Source organism: Corynebacterium sp. HMSC08C04, from assembly GCF_001807495.1.
Lineage (GTDB): Bacteria > Actinomycetota > Actinomycetes > Mycobacteriales > Mycobacteriaceae > Corynebacterium > Corynebacterium simulans.
The window spans coordinates 1-13,437 of record NZ_KV789219.1 but is presented as its reverse complement, the minus strand read 5'-3'; the positions used below and the strand labels follow the sequence as shown (position 1 = coordinate 13,437).

The following is a 13,437-nucleotide window of genomic DNA, read 5'->3' as shown; positions in this document are numbered from 1 at the left end:
CGGCTAGGGTAGTAGGCATGGCAACCCCTGAATACATCCTCAACCTCCGTGAGAAGGTGGGCCACCAGCAGCTATTCCTGCCAGCGTGCACCGCAGTTATTGTCCGCGATGTTCCCATGAACGCGGCGCTATGGGAAGTCCCATCGGTGCTGCTGGTGCAACGCGCCGATAATGAGACCTGGGCGCCCGTCGAGGGCATCTGCGAGCCTGGCGAGGAAATCACCACCACAGCCATCCGTGAGGTCAAGGAAGAAGTCGGTCTCGATGCCACCGCGGAAGCGCTGCTTGGCGTGGGGCAGGTAGGCCCTGTCACCTACGACAATGGCGACGAGTGCATGTTCATGTCCACCGCACTGCGGCTTTCGGTTCCAGAAGGCGCGGAGCCGGTGGTCTCTGACGAGGAAAACCTTGCGGCGCAGTGGTTCTCCGTGGCCCAAATGCCGGCTTCGGTAAGCGCCCGTAACCGTATGCTGATCGGTGATGCCGTGGCACAAATGAAGCATCCGAAGGGCTTTCGCCCCCGCATGGGATTTGTAAAACGCAACTAGCAATCGCGTATGCCCAAAACCACCTCCAACCTGGATTTCTGTCAGCTAATTGTTTCTATTTGATGGCTGGTGATAGTCTGAAGATCCGTAGGTCGCCGCGCGAGGCGTCCCGCGGATTTTTTGATCTTCAAGGGGTGTCTCGTTGCGCTGAGCTTGCCGCATCAGCAATCAAATTCCTCGAAAGGTGCATTCCATGCCACCTCGTTCCAACCAGAACACCAAATTCATTTTCGTCACCGGAGGAGTTGTCTCCTCCCTGGGCAAAGGCTTAACAGCGGCATCGCTGGGGCAGCTGCTTTCTGCCCGCGGACTCTCGGTGACCATGCAGAAGCTCGACCCATATCTCAACGTCGACCCAGGCACCATGAACCCGTTCGAGCACGGCGAAGTCTTTGTCACCGAAGACGGTGCCGAGACCGACCTCGACCTGGGCCACTACGAGCGCTTCTTGGACCGCAACCTCACGAAGAACGCGAATGTGACCACGGGCAAGGTGTACTCCTCGGTCATCGCGAAGGAGCGCCGTGGCGAGTACTTGGGCAAGACCGTGCAGGTCATCCCGCACATCACCGATGAGATCAAGGATCGCGTGCTCGCGATGGCCGCGCCCGATGCCTCCGGCAATGTGCCGGACGTGGTCATCTCCGAAATCGGCGGCACCGTGGGCGATATCGAATCGCAGCCCTTCCTGGAGGCCGCACGGCAGGTACGTCATGCCGTCGGCCGCGAGAATATCTTCTTCATCCACTGCTCGTTGGTGCCATACCTCGGCACTTCGGGGGAGCTGAAGACGAAGCCGACCCAGCACTCCGTGGCGGAGCTGCGCTCCATCGGCATCGTGCCGGACGCAGTGGTGCTGCGGTGTGACCGCGACGTTCCGGATGGCTTAAAACACAAGATTGCGCTGATGACCGACGTCGAGGAAGAAGGCGTGGTGTCCTGCCCTGACTCGCCGTCCATCTATGACATCCCGGAGGTGCTCTACCGCGAGCACCTGGACACCTTCGTCATCCGCAAACTAGGCCTGCCTTTCCGCGATGTGGATTGGACCCAATGGGGCGAGCTACTGGATCGCGTCCGCAACCCGCGTCATGAGGTCACCGTGGGCATCGTGGGCAAGTACATCGACCTCCAGGATGCGTACCTTTCCGTGGCAGAGGCAATCCGGCATGCGGCCTTTGCTCACCACGCGAAGGCGAAAATCAAGTGGATCACCTCGGATGACTGCGAAGCAGACTCAGCCACTCCGCTGGGCGATCTCGACGCCATCGTGGTGCCAGGCGGCTTCGGAGTGCGCGGCATCGAGGGCAAGATCGCCGCGGTGAGCTACGCCCGAGAGAACAAGATTCCTTTCCTGGGCCTGTGCCTGGGTCTGCAGTGCACCGTGCTGGAGGCGGCCCGCCAGGCAGGTATTGCCGACGCCTCCTCGACAGAGTTTGACCCCGAGACCTCTGCGCCAGTCATCGCCACGATGGAGGAGCAGCAGGCGGCCGTCTCCGGCGAGGCGGATCTCGGCGGCACCATGCGCCTGGGCGCTTATCCAGCTGTGCTCGCTGAAGACTCCGTCGTGGCGAAGGCATACGGCACCACTGAGGTCTCTGAGCGCCACCGCCACCGCTACGAGGTCAACAACGCCTACCGTGCGCAGATCGAGCAAGGCTCCGGCCTGGTCTTCTCCGGCACCTCGCCCGACGGCAACCTGGTCGAATTCGTGGAGTACCCCGAGCACCCATTCATGGTGGCCACCCAAGCCCACCCCGAATACAAGTCGCGCCCAACGAAACCGCACCCGCTCTTTGACGGGCTGATTGCAGCGGCGCTGAGCTAAAGGCCGCCGGCCGCTAAGCAAGCGGCCTAAAATGCGTAAAATCCCTGCGGAGAGCTTGTGCTTCCGCAGGGATTTTCTGTGCACCCTAATTAGCAGTCCTAATTAGCAGTCGTAGTACATCTCAAACTCCTGCGGGGTTGGGCGCAGGCGGGAAGGAGCGATTTCCTTTTCGTTCTTGTACTGCAGGTAGGTCTCGATGAGGTCCTCGGTGAAGACATCGCCTTCGGTCAGGAACTCGTTATCTTCCTCCAGGGCGCGCAGGGAAGCCTCAAGGCTGGTTGGTGCCTGCGGGATGGAAGCCTGCTCTGCCGGTGGCAGCTCGTAGAGGTCCTTATCTACCGGAGCGTGTGGCTCGATGCGGTTCTTGATGCCATCGAGGCCAGCCATCATCATCGCAGCGAAACCGAAGTACGGGTTACCTGATGGGTCCGGAGCGCGGAACTCGATGCGCTTTGCCTTCGGGTTGGAGCCGGTGATCGGAATGCGGATTGCCGCGGAGCGGTTGCGCTGGGAGTAGACCAGGTTAATCGGGGCCTCAAAGCCCGGAACCAGGCGGTGGTAGGAGTTCAGAGTTGGGTTGGTAAACGCCAGAACTGCCGGTGCGTGGTGGAGGATGCCGCCGATGTAGTAGCGCGCGATATCGGAAAGGCCACCGTAGCCTGCCTCATCGTAGAAAAGCGGCTTGCCGTCCTTCCACAGGGACATGTGGGCGTGCATGCCGGAGCCGTTGTCACCCGCGAGCGGCTTTGGCATGAAGGTTGCGGACTTGCCGTACTCAGCGGCGGTGTTCTTGATGATGTACTTGAAGGTCTGAATATCATCAGCCGCGTGCAGCAGGGAGTTGAAGCGGTAGTTGATCTCATTTTGACCCGCGCCCACCTCGTGGTGGAAGCGCTCGATCTGGAAGCCGGCGTTCTGCAGGTTGCGCACCATGGCATCGCGGACTTCGCCATGCTTGTCGACGGGCGCGGTGGGGAAGTAGCCGCCCTTGACGCGGGTCTTGAAACCGGTGTTCGGGGTGCCGTCGAAGTTGGCCTCGTTGCCGCGGTTCCACCAGCCCTCGTCGGTGTCTACCTCGTAGAAACCATGGTCGATGTCGGTGGAGTAGCGCACGGAATCGAAGAGGTAGAACTCGGCCTCGGCGCCGAAGTTGCACACGTCCGCGATGCCGGTGGAAGCAAGGTATTCCTCGGCCTTCATTGCGACGTTGCGTGGGTCGCGGGAGAAAGGCTCCAAGGTGAACGGATCGTTGACGAAGAACTTGATGTTCAGCGTCTTGGAGGAGCGGAAAGGATCCACCATCGCGGTTGCTGGGTCTGGCAGCAGGGTCATGTCAGACTCATCGATGGAGGTAAAGCCACGGATGGAAGAACCGTCGAATGCGAGGCCTTCTTCAGCGGCGGCCTCGGTGAACTCCGAAGCGGGAATTGAAAAGTGGTGCTCGGTGCCGGGAACGTCAGTAAAACGAATATCGACGAACTTTACGTCTTCATCCTCGATGAACTTGACGATTTCCTGGACGGACTCGAAAGACACTGTTTGTCTCCTCAGGGGTTTAGAAAAATGTTCTTCATCGAAGTTTACTAGCTTTATTTGGCCTTCGGACGTTAACCCATCGATCTATAGATATATTTCGTTTTCGTGTCTGCATGCAGGGGGCACTAGATTGGTCAACATGGCTGATAAGCGAACATGGCTCGATGGACCCGCAATCCCGGGCGAAAATGATGACTTCGAAGGCCCCGGCGCATGGCCGGGCGAAAAGCTCGGACTTCCTGAGTCTGGCTCCGGGGCGCTGGCGCCGGTGGCCCGCCGTGCAGGGGCGGTTCTCATCGACTGGATCGTGTGCATGCTGCTGGCCAATCTCATCGTGATGTTCACCCACGCGCTGGGCGGCCCTGCATTCCTGGGCTACATGCTGTGGGTCATCGTCGGCATCCTCTGCGGCTGGCTCTTTGCTCGCACTCCGGGCATGCTTTTGCTGGGCATGGGCGTGGCGCGTCTCGACGCCCCGGGGCAAACGGTGGGCTTCTGGCGCGCGGCAGTGCGCACCATCCTCACCGGCTTCCTCTTCCCAGCCGCAATGGTCGATACCGACGGCCGCGGTATCCACGACCGCGCAACCGGCACCGCAGTGATCATGGTCTAGTTCCTCTATCTTGCGGCGTCGCAGGGCGCTTCCTACAAAACCTAAAAGCGGCCCTTCCTTGGTGGATTCCAAGGAAGGGCCGCTTTTGCACAAGTATTATTTGCCCTTACGCTGCTGTGCGCGGCGCATGCGGCGGTTCATGCCAGCCATGTTCTGCGCCTGGCGCGGCATCGGGCCCTTCGGCAGACCCGGGGTGGTGCCTGGCAGGTCATCCATAGCCTCAATCTTGCGGATGGTTGCGTAGGTCTCATCCTTTTTGAAGTTACGCGGGAACTTCATCACGTGATTGCGCAGCTTGGACACTGGAACCTCGTCCTCGCCGTTGCCCACCCAGACCTCGTAGACCGGAACGCCGCCGGCGAGCTTATCCACGCGCTTTTTCAGGGTGTTGAGAACCGGAGTCAGGCGCTTGCGGTCACCTTCGCAGACGAAGATGACGCCGGCATTGCCGATGACGCGGTGGATGAGGTCCTGATGGCGGGTAACGCCGACCGCGGTCTTGACCTTCCAGACGATGCCCACGGTGTTGCGCAGCTGCTGCTCCAGCGCCCACCCCGCAACGCCCGGCTGATCCTCGACCTTTTTGTACATGTCGCGCTCAAGGCGGCGGGTAAACAGCCACATCGCCAGCAAAGCGCCGATGCCGAGGCCCAGGATGAGCATGAACCACTCGCCGTGAAAGAGCAGGCCGATAAGGAAGAACAACAGGCCCATGCCGAGGAAAGCGGCGAGCATGATAGGAATCAATGCCTTGTCATGCTTGCGCTGCATATTGAACGCTTGCCACATCTGGGAACGGGTTTGCTTGCGCTGCTCGCGTTTTGCGGCGCGCTCTTGCTTCTTTGCAGCCTTCAGGCTTGCCTTATCGTCTTGTGCCATGGTTCCTACTTTAAAGGTCAGCGGTGCAAATTAACGAATTGCAGCGGCAGCGGAGTCAGCGTTTGCCGGGGTCTTGACCATGCGGGTCGTTACCGGGGTTTCCTGGGAAGGGCCGTACTTCTCGAGCAGCGTCGAAGCCTCTTGGGCGGTAGCGCCCTTCGAGGTCTCAGCCAGGTGCTGCAAATTCTCTGGCAGTTTGAAACCGCGGGCCTCCATCGCCTGCACGTACAGGCGACCAGCGCGGTAAGAAGAACGCACCAGCGGGCCAGACATGACGCCGCCGAAGCCGAGCTCCTTGGCCAGCTTGGAGTGCTCGACGAACTCCTCCGGGCGTACCCAACGCTCGATCGGGTGGAAGCGCGGGCCTGGGCGCAGGTACTGGGTAATGGTGATGATGTCGCAGCCAGCAGAGCGCAGATCACGCAGCGCCTCTTCGATCTCATCCTTGGTCTCGCCCATGCCCAGGATCAGGTTGGACTTGGTGATAAGGCCAAAGTCGTGGGCCTGGCGGATAACGTCTAGGGAGCGCTCGTAGCGGAAGGCCGGGCGGATGCGCTTGAAGATGCGCGGAACCGTCTCCAGATTGTGCGCGAAGACCTCTGGACGCGCCTCGAAGACCTCCTGCAGAAGATCCGGCTTGCCGGAGAAGTCAGGGGTCAGGTTTTCCACACCGGTGTGCGGGTTGAGCTCGTGAATCTTGCGCACGACCTCGGCGTAGAGCCACGCGCCTTCATCCGGCAGATCGTCGCGGGTAACACCGGTGATGGTGGTGTAGTTCAGGTCCATCTCCTGGATGTTTTCTGCAACGCGGCGCGGCTCGTCGCGGTCCAACTCCGCCGGCTTACCGGTGGCAATGTCGCAGAAATCGCAGCGGCGAGTGCACTTATCGCCACCGATGAGGAAGGTGGCCTCACGAGATTCCCAGCACTCGTGGATATTCGGGCAACCAGCCTCCTGGCACACGGTGTGCAGGGAAGCGCCGGACACGCGGGACTTCATATCCTCGTAGCCCGGGCCGGTGCGGACCTGGTTGCGGATCCAGCGCGGCTTCTGTTCGATGGGGGATTCCGCATTCTTCTTCTCAATGCGGAGCATCTTGCGTCCTTCAGGCTTAACAGTCACAAAAACTCACTCTACGGGGTTGGGATTGTCTCTTACTAATACAAGTCCGGTGTGTGGAGGATTATTCCGCACTCTGGGCACGCTTTTGGCGGGCCTTCTCGTTGGCGACCTTAATCGGGTCCGGTGCTGAACCAAAGGTGTGGTCCGCGACGGTGAGCTCACCAGAAAGCGCGCGCTGCAGGGCGTCGAGAAGCGGTGTCGCAGCTTCCTCCATGGAGACATCGCGGCCAAGCTCGAGGCTCAGCGTGGTCACGTCGGCGTCGTCAATGCCGCAGGCCACGATGTGCTCGTAATACTCCAGCGTGTTGGTGCAATTAAGCGCAAGACCATGCATGGTCACGCCGCGAGTGATGCGGATTCCCAGCGCCGCAATTTTGCGATCGCGCTTGGGGGCCTGCGGGTCCGTGGCCTGGGTGGTGGAGGGCACCCACACACCAGACCGGCCGTCGATGCGGCCGGCGGTACGAACGCCAAGCTCGCGCACCGTCTGGATGATTGCCTCTTCGAGCCGGCGGACATAGTCCACGACGTCGACAGGCTCCGCGAGCTTCAAGATGGGGTAGACCACCAGCTGCCCCTCACCATGCCAAGTAATCCGCCCGCCGCGATCCACCGTGATGACCGGCAGACCATTGTCCGGCATATCCTCCGGCTGCGTGCGTTTGCCAGCGGTGTAGATGTTGGGGTGCTCGACCACGAGGATGATGTCCCCGCGCTCGCCTTTTGCGCGCTGGGCGGCAAGCTCGGCCTGGAGATCCCACGCCTGTTGGTAATCCATGCGGCCGAGGTGGCGGATTTCCAGCGCTTCCTGTGACGCGCGAATACTGCGATCAGCGGGGAAGAAGGGCTCACGAGGAGCTGTCATGTGTGATGCTTCCTTAATCTAATAAAACGCGGGGGTCGATACTGATAGTGCCACCCAGGCCAATGCCGGCCCAACACCGGGGTGAGGGGGCAGGTGGAGGCGTAGTCGGAGGCAAAAGAAAAAGCGGGAGGAAACCTCCCGCTTTAGCAGTAAGTGGCTTAAACGCCGTTTGCCGCAGCGTACTCTTCTGCGGTCATCAGCTCGCTGGTCTCAGAAACCTCGACCTCGAAGAGCCATCCTTCACCGAATGGGTCGTTGTTGATGACTGCGTAGTCATCGTGAACAGCCTCGTTAACAGCGGTGACAGTGCCGGTAACTGGGGCGTAGAGATCGGATACGGACTTGGTGGATTCGACCTCACCGCAAGTATCACCAGCGGTAACAGTGTCACCAACTGCCGGCAGCTCAGCGAAGACGACCTCGCCCAGGCGGTCAGCAGCAACGGAGGTGATGCCAACGCGGACGGTTGCGCCCTGTGCGGCGTCAGCAGAAGAGTTGATCCACTCGTGGTCCTCGGAGTAGGAGAAATCTGCAGGAAGGTTAGCCATTGTGATGGGAGTCCTTTCGGAAGATGGTATGTGTTCTTATCTTAACGGTTGTCACGCGTCCGCGAACTACTTTTCGCGCTTGTAGAACGGAAGGGCCGCGACGCTAAATGGGTAGCGCTTGCCGCGGATGTCTACCTCGACGGCGTCGCCAGGCTGCAGGTTTGCAGAGGTATCCAGCAGCGCGATGGCAACCGGGTGGCCCAGGGTCGGGGAAGGCTGACCGGAGGTGACAGAACCGACCTTGGTATCGCCAACGAAGACCTCAGCACCGGCGCGGGCGGCGCGGCGCTGATCGGAGACCAAGCCGGTGATGGCGACCTGCGGACCTTCCTCTGCACGTGCGCGGATGACCTCAGCGCCAACGAAGTCGGCTTCCTTCTTGGCAAAAGCACGCGCCATGCCGGCCTCAACAGGGGTGATGTCGCGGGAGAGCTCGTTGCCGTAGAGCGGCATGCCAGCTTCCAAGCGCAGGGAGTCACGCGCTGCGAGGCCACACGGCAGGATGTCGTACTCGGCACCGGCCTTGAGCAGCTCCTCCCACAGCTCCGGGGCATCGGAGTTGTAGACGATCAGCTCGAAGCCATCTTCGCCGGTGTAGCCGGTGCGGCAGATGAAGGCGTACTTGCGCGCTACCTTGCCGGTCATCGCTGCGTAGTAAGGCAGTTCCATGACGGCTTCCTGCTTGTTGTCCTCGACCAGCGGGATGAGGATTTCTGCTGCCTTCGGGCCCTGGATGGCAATCATGGCTACGTCGCGGGACTCGTTGTTGAGGTCCACGTCGAAGCCCTCAGCGCGCTCGTTGAGTGCCTCCCAGACCACGTCAGCGTTGCCGGCGTTTGGCACGACCAGGAACTTGGTCTCGCCCAGGCGGTAGGTGATGAGGTCATCGATGATGCCGCCATCTGCGGCGCAGATCATCGAGTACTTTGCCTTGCCCACCTTGAGGGTGGTCATATCGGAGATTAGGCAGTAGGACAGGAACTTTGCGGCATCCTCGCCGTTGACCCAAATTTCGCCCATGTGGGACAGGTCGAAAAGGCCGGCGGAGTTACGAACCGCGCGGTGTTCTTCGAGCTCGTTGTTGTACTTCAGGGGCATGTTCCACGGGCCGAAAGCCGTAAAGGATGCGCCAAGCTTTTCATGCTCTGCATGCAGCGGGGAGTTGAGCAGTTCAGACATTTTTCTCCTTTAGAGTTCTTTTCTGCTAGTTCGATTCCGTTAGTTGGCCTCCGCGTCAGCGGAGATCTCGAATGCTTCTGGCGGCGGGCAAGCGCAAACCAGGTTGCGGTCACCGTAAGCCTCGTCGATGCGGCGGACTGGTGGGAAGTACTTGTTGGCGCGTAGGGAGGCAACCGGGTAGGCGGCTTCCTGGCGGGTGAAGGAGTACTCCCAGTTATCGGAGGTCACTGCCGCTGCGGTGTACGGAGCGTTGTGGATAACGGATGCTTCGTAGGCGACCTTGCCGTCGATGATGTCCTGGATTTCGGCGCGGATTGCGCGCATGGCCTCGATGAAGCGGTCCAGCTCGGCGAGGTCTTCGGACTCGGTCGGTTCCACCATGAGGGTGCCGGCGACCGGGAAGGACAGGGTCGGTGCGTGGAAGCCGTAGTCCACGAGGCGCTTGGCGACGTCCGCCGCAGTAACGCCGGAGGCATCGGTCAGCTCGCGCAGGTCGAAGATGCACTCGTGCGCGACCAGGCCGGCGTTGCCGGTGTAGAGAACTGGGAAGGAATCCTGCAGGGACTTTGCCAGGTAGTTTGCGCCCAGGATGGCGTGGCTGGTGGCCTGTGCAACGCCCTCGGTGCCGACCATGGCCAGGTAGGCCCAGGAGATAGGCAGCACGCCGGCGGAGCCAAACTTGCTTGCGGTAGAAGGAACGCCCTTTTCAATCGAGGTAGCCTGCTGCGGGTCGATGGAGGAATCGTTCGCATCGGTGGGCAGGAATGACACCAGGTGCTTGGCGACGCCCACCGGGCCAACGCCCGGGCCACCGCCGCCGTGCGGGATGGTGAAGGTCTTGTGCAGGTTCAGGTGGCTGACGTCGCCGCCGAACTCGCCCGGGCGTGCCCAGCCGGTTAGCGCGTTCATGTTCGCGCCGTCGATATAGACCTGGCCGCCTGCCGCGTGGACCTTGTCGCACACGTCGCGGACCTCAGGGTCGAAGACACCGTGGGTGGATGGGTAGGTGATCATGATGCCGGCGATGTGCTCACTGTGCTGTTCGATCTTGGCATCCAGGTCTGCCAGGTCGATGGAGCCATCGTCCGCGGTAGCAACGACGACCACGCGCAGGTTGGCCAGGGTAGCAGAGGCCGCGTTGGTGCCGTGTGCGGAAGATGGGATGAGGATGACGTCGCGGCCAGCGTCGCCGTTGGCAACGTGGTAGCGGCGGATGGCCAGCAGGCCTGCGAGCTCGCCTTGGGAGCCAGCGTTGGGCTGGATGGAGACCTTGGCATAGCCGGTCAGCTCGGCCAACCAGCCCTCGAGCTCCTCGATGAGCGCGCGCCAGCCGGCGGTGGTCTCTTCCGGAGCATATGGGTGAATGCCCGCGAACTCTGGCCAGGAGATCGGCTCCATGGCGGCAGTGGGGTTCAGCTTCATGGTGCAAGAGCCCAGCGGAATCATGGTGCGGTCCAGCGCCAAGTCCTTGTCTGCCAGAGTGCGCAGGTAGCGCAGCATCTGGGTCTCGGAGTGAATGGAGTTGAAGATTGCGTGGTCCAGCGGAGCTTCCTCGCGAACCAGTGCGGAAGGAAGCGCGGACTGTGCTGCGTCATCCTTGGCCACAGCGTCAGCTGCGATCTCGGCACCGAACGCTGCGGCTAGCTTCGCCACGTCTGCAGCGGTTGCGGATTCGCCGAAGGAGACGGATACTTTGTCGGAGCCAATGGCGCGCACCAGGTAGCCCTGCTCCTGCAGGCTGGACTTGATGGCCGCGGCATTGACGTCAGCGATGGTGACGGTGTCGAAGAACTCGTCCGCTACGAGTTTTACGCCAGCCTCACGAACTGCGTCGGCGAAGGAAACAGCCAGCGAATGGATGTGCTGCGCGATTGCCTTCAGGCCTTCTGGGCCGTGGTAGACGGCGTACATGGACGCTACGTTGGCCAGCAGCGCCTGCGCGGTACAGATGTTGGAGGTAGCGCGTTCACGGCGGATGTGCTGCTCGCGGGTCTGCAGAGCTAGACGGTATGCCGCGCGGCCGTCTGCATCCTTGGAAACGCCGACGATGCGGCCCGGCATCTGGCGCTTGAGCTTGTCAGTAACGGCCATGTATGCCGCGTGCGGGCCACCGAAGAACATTGGGACGCCGAAGCGCTGCGCGGAGCCCAGCACGATGTCCGCGCCCAGCTTGCCCGGAGCTTCCAACAAAAGAAGGGAGAGCGGGTCGGCGACGACGGAGACAACCGCACCGCGGGTGTGCAGCTCCTCGATGATGCCGCGTGGGTCAAAGACGTCGCCCTCGGTGCCGGTGTACGCAATGACGGCGCCGATGAGGTCTTCGCCCACGAGGCCCTCGCGGATATCGAGGATTTCCACCTCGAGCTCGATGGCGCGAGCTCGCTCCGCCGCCACAGCGAGCACCTGCGGATGCAGGCGGGAGTCCAGGATGACGCGGCGGCCCTTCTTGACCGCGCGGGACATCAGGCCGACTGCCTCAGCAGTAGCGGAAGCCTCGTCGAGCAGGGAAGCGTTTGCAATCGGCAGACCGGTCAGGGATTCGATCATGGTCTGGAAGTTTAGCAGTGCTTCCAGGCGGCCCTGGGAGATCTCCGGCTGGTACGGGGTATAAGCGGTGTACCAACCAGCATCCTCCAGCAGGCCGCGGCGGATGACGGCCGGGGTAAGTGTGTCGGAGTAGCCCTGGCCATAGAAGGACTTCAACACGATGTTCTGGCTGGCGTATTCGCGCAGCTTGTCCTGCGCTTCATTCTCGCTCAAGGCATCTGGCAACTGCGGTGCCGATGCGGCGCGGATGGTTGTGGGAAGTGCGGCGTCGACAAGCGCGTCCACGCTGTTGTATCCCAGTGCGTTGAGCATCGTCGCTTGCTCGGAAGAATTTGGTCCGAGGTGGCGCGAGATGAAATCCATAAGTTCAATCTCCTTTGAAAGAAGCTCCGTGAAGGACGTCATGGTGAATGCCTAAAACATGGCCTAAACCGACCCTAAGTATAAAGCCTATGGCTGTGACCTAAATCGGTTTATAGAAGTCTTTTCGTGCATCACACAGCAACGGCGTAACCCATGGCCGTGCCAAAAGCCTAAAAGTGCCGAATAGACTCCCTACGCGGCCCGTGGGCGAGGAACAGGGCTGAGAAATCGCCGGACAGATTCGGACAGGCCTAACACCCCCGTTTGCGGGGAGATATGTGAAAACCCCGCAGGCTCCCGAGTATCCACAGCAGTGGAAACAGGGGAGCCTGCGGGGCGGAAACCCTAAACTACTAAGGGTTTAACTCCTTAGACCTCGAGGTCAGCCTCGAATTCGGCGGTCTCAAGGCGGTCCTTGATGGTGGTGATGAAGCGACCTGCGTCTGCACCATCGACGACCTGGTGGTCATAGGTGAACGGCAGGTAGCACATCTGGCGGATGGCGATTGCGTCCTGGCCATTCTCGTTGACAACGACTGCGCGCTTGGTGATAGCGGCGGTGCCCAGGATGCCGGCCTGTGGCGGAACCAGAATCGGGGTATCGAGGAGTGCGCCCTCGGAGCCGATGTTGGTGACGGTGAAGGTGGCACCGGTGAGGTCGTTCGGCTTCAGCTTGTTGTTGCGGGCCTTGTCAGCCAGCTCAGCAATAGCCTTTGCGATCTCTGGCAGGGACATGTCCTGTGCCTTGTGGATGACCGGCGTCAGCAGGCCACGTGGGGTATCGACGGCGATAGCCACGTTGACGTCTGCGTGGTAGGTCATTTCCTTGGTCTCAGGGTTGTAGGAAGCGTTGACGTTCGGGTGGGAAACCAGAGCCTCAACGGTTGCCTTAACGATGAACGGAAGGAAGGACAGGTTAGCGCCGTGCTTGTCGATGAAGGCCTGCTTGGACTTCTTGCGCATATCCCAGATGGCAGTCATGTCGACTTCCTGGACGTGAGTCAGCTGTGCGGAAATCTGCAGAGCCTCAACCATCTTTGCAGCGGTGATCTCGCGGATACGGTTGACCTTCTGGGTGGTGCCGATGAGCTCCTTCTTTTCCGGATCCACGGACTTGGTGGACCAGCGTGCGCGTGGGTTGGAGGAGCCGGCTGCCGACGCCGCCGGTGCCTCGCCCTCGCCTGCAGCTGCCAGGACATCCTGCTTGCGGATGCGGCCGCCAACGCCGGTGCCGGAAACGGTGGAAAGGTCAACGCCGTGCTTTTCCGCCAGCTTGCGTACCAGCGGGGTGACGTAAGGAACGTTATCGCCGTTGTTGATCTTGGAAGAGCCCTCGGAAGCAGCCGGGGTGGAGGAAGCGTCTGCAGACTTCTCAGCCTTTGGCTCTTCCTTGGCTTCTTCCTTTTCGG

Annotated in this window: 11 protein-coding genes; 3 read left to right on the top strand and 8 right to left on the bottom strand. The window is 61.0% G+C overall.

What is annotated here, in order from left to right:
* Positions 1-17: 17 nt before the first annotated feature.
* Both HMPREF3169_RS08005 and HMPREF3169_RS08000 read left to right on the top strand, forming a co-directional pair.
* Positions 18-548 (top strand): NUDIX hydrolase, encoded by a 531-nt coding sequence (locus tag HMPREF3169_RS08005; RefSeq protein ID WP_061923922.1) that lies wholly within the window; start codon positions 18-20, stop codon positions 546-548.
* A gap of 193 nt (positions 549-741) precedes the next feature.
* Positions 742-2,376: a CTP synthase gene (locus tag HMPREF3169_RS08000; RefSeq protein WP_070456092.1), complete on the top strand. Its 1,635-nt coding sequence runs from the start codon at positions 742-744 to the stop codon at positions 2,374-2,376.
* Between the two features lie 102 nt (positions 2,377-2,478).
* Here the strand turns inward: HMPREF3169_RS08000 and glnA are convergent, their stop codons facing one another.
* Positions 2,479-3,912, bottom strand: coding sequence for a type I glutamate--ammonia ligase (gene glnA / locus HMPREF3169_RS07995; protein WP_062038139.1), 1,434 nt, complete (start codon positions 3,910-3,912; stop codon positions 2,479-2,481).
* A gap of 139 nt (positions 3,913-4,051) precedes the next feature.
* Here glnA and HMPREF3169_RS07990 point away from each other — a divergent pair, with 139 nt between their 5' ends.
* Positions 4,052-4,525, top strand: a complete 474-nt coding sequence (locus HMPREF3169_RS07990; protein ID WP_061923726.1) for an RDD family protein — start codon at positions 4,052-4,054, stop codon at positions 4,523-4,525.
* A gap of 96 nt (positions 4,526-4,621) precedes the next feature.
* On the opposite strand, the gene HMPREF3169_RS07985 is transcribed toward HMPREF3169_RS07990, so the two are convergent.
* The 7 genes from HMPREF3169_RS07985 to sucB all read right to left on the bottom strand — a co-directional run.
* The gene (locus HMPREF3169_RS07985) at positions 4,622-5,404 is read right to left on the bottom strand and encodes a DUF4191 domain-containing protein (RefSeq protein ID WP_070432640.1); all 783 of its coding nucleotides are present in this window, start codon (positions 5,402-5,404) and stop codon (positions 4,622-4,624) included.
* A gap of 30 nt (positions 5,405-5,434) precedes the next feature.
* The gene (gene lipA, locus HMPREF3169_RS07980) at positions 5,435-6,499 is read right to left on the bottom strand and encodes a lipoyl synthase (RefSeq protein WP_070432639.1); all 1,065 of its coding nucleotides are present in this window, start codon (positions 6,497-6,499) and stop codon (positions 5,435-5,437) included.
* Positions 6,500-6,587: 88 nt separating this feature from the next.
* Positions 6,588-7,391 carry a lipoyl(octanoyl) transferase LipB gene (gene lipB, locus HMPREF3169_RS07975; RefSeq protein WP_070432638.1) on the bottom strand — a complete coding sequence of 268 codons (804 nt, stop codon included), beginning with the start codon at positions 7,389-7,391 and terminating at the stop codon, positions 6,588-6,590.
* A 158-nt stretch (positions 7,392-7,549) separates the two neighbouring features.
* Complete coding sequence (gene gcvH, locus HMPREF3169_RS07970) at positions 7,550-7,939, bottom strand: glycine cleavage system protein GcvH (RefSeq protein ID WP_070456091.1); 390 nt, start codon at positions 7,937-7,939, stop codon at positions 7,550-7,552.
* Positions 7,940-8,005: 66 nt separating this feature from the next.
* Positions 8,006-9,118 carry a glycine cleavage system aminomethyltransferase GcvT gene (gcvT, locus tag HMPREF3169_RS07965; RefSeq protein ID WP_062043890.1) on the bottom strand — a complete coding sequence of 371 codons (1,113 nt, stop codon included), beginning with the start codon at positions 9,116-9,118 and terminating at the stop codon, positions 8,006-8,008.
* Between the two features lie 39 nt (positions 9,119-9,157).
* Positions 9,158-12,028: an aminomethyl-transferring glycine dehydrogenase gene (gene gcvP, locus HMPREF3169_RS07960; RefSeq protein ID WP_070456117.1), complete on the bottom strand. Its 2,871-nt coding sequence runs from the start codon at positions 12,026-12,028 to the stop codon at positions 9,158-9,160.
* A gap of 369 nt (positions 12,029-12,397) precedes the next feature.
* The coding region (sucB, locus tag HMPREF3169_RS07955) for a 2-oxoglutarate dehydrogenase, E2 component, dihydrolipoamide succinyltransferase (protein ID WP_070456090.1) at positions 12,398-13,437 on the bottom strand (1,040 nt) is incomplete at its 5' end.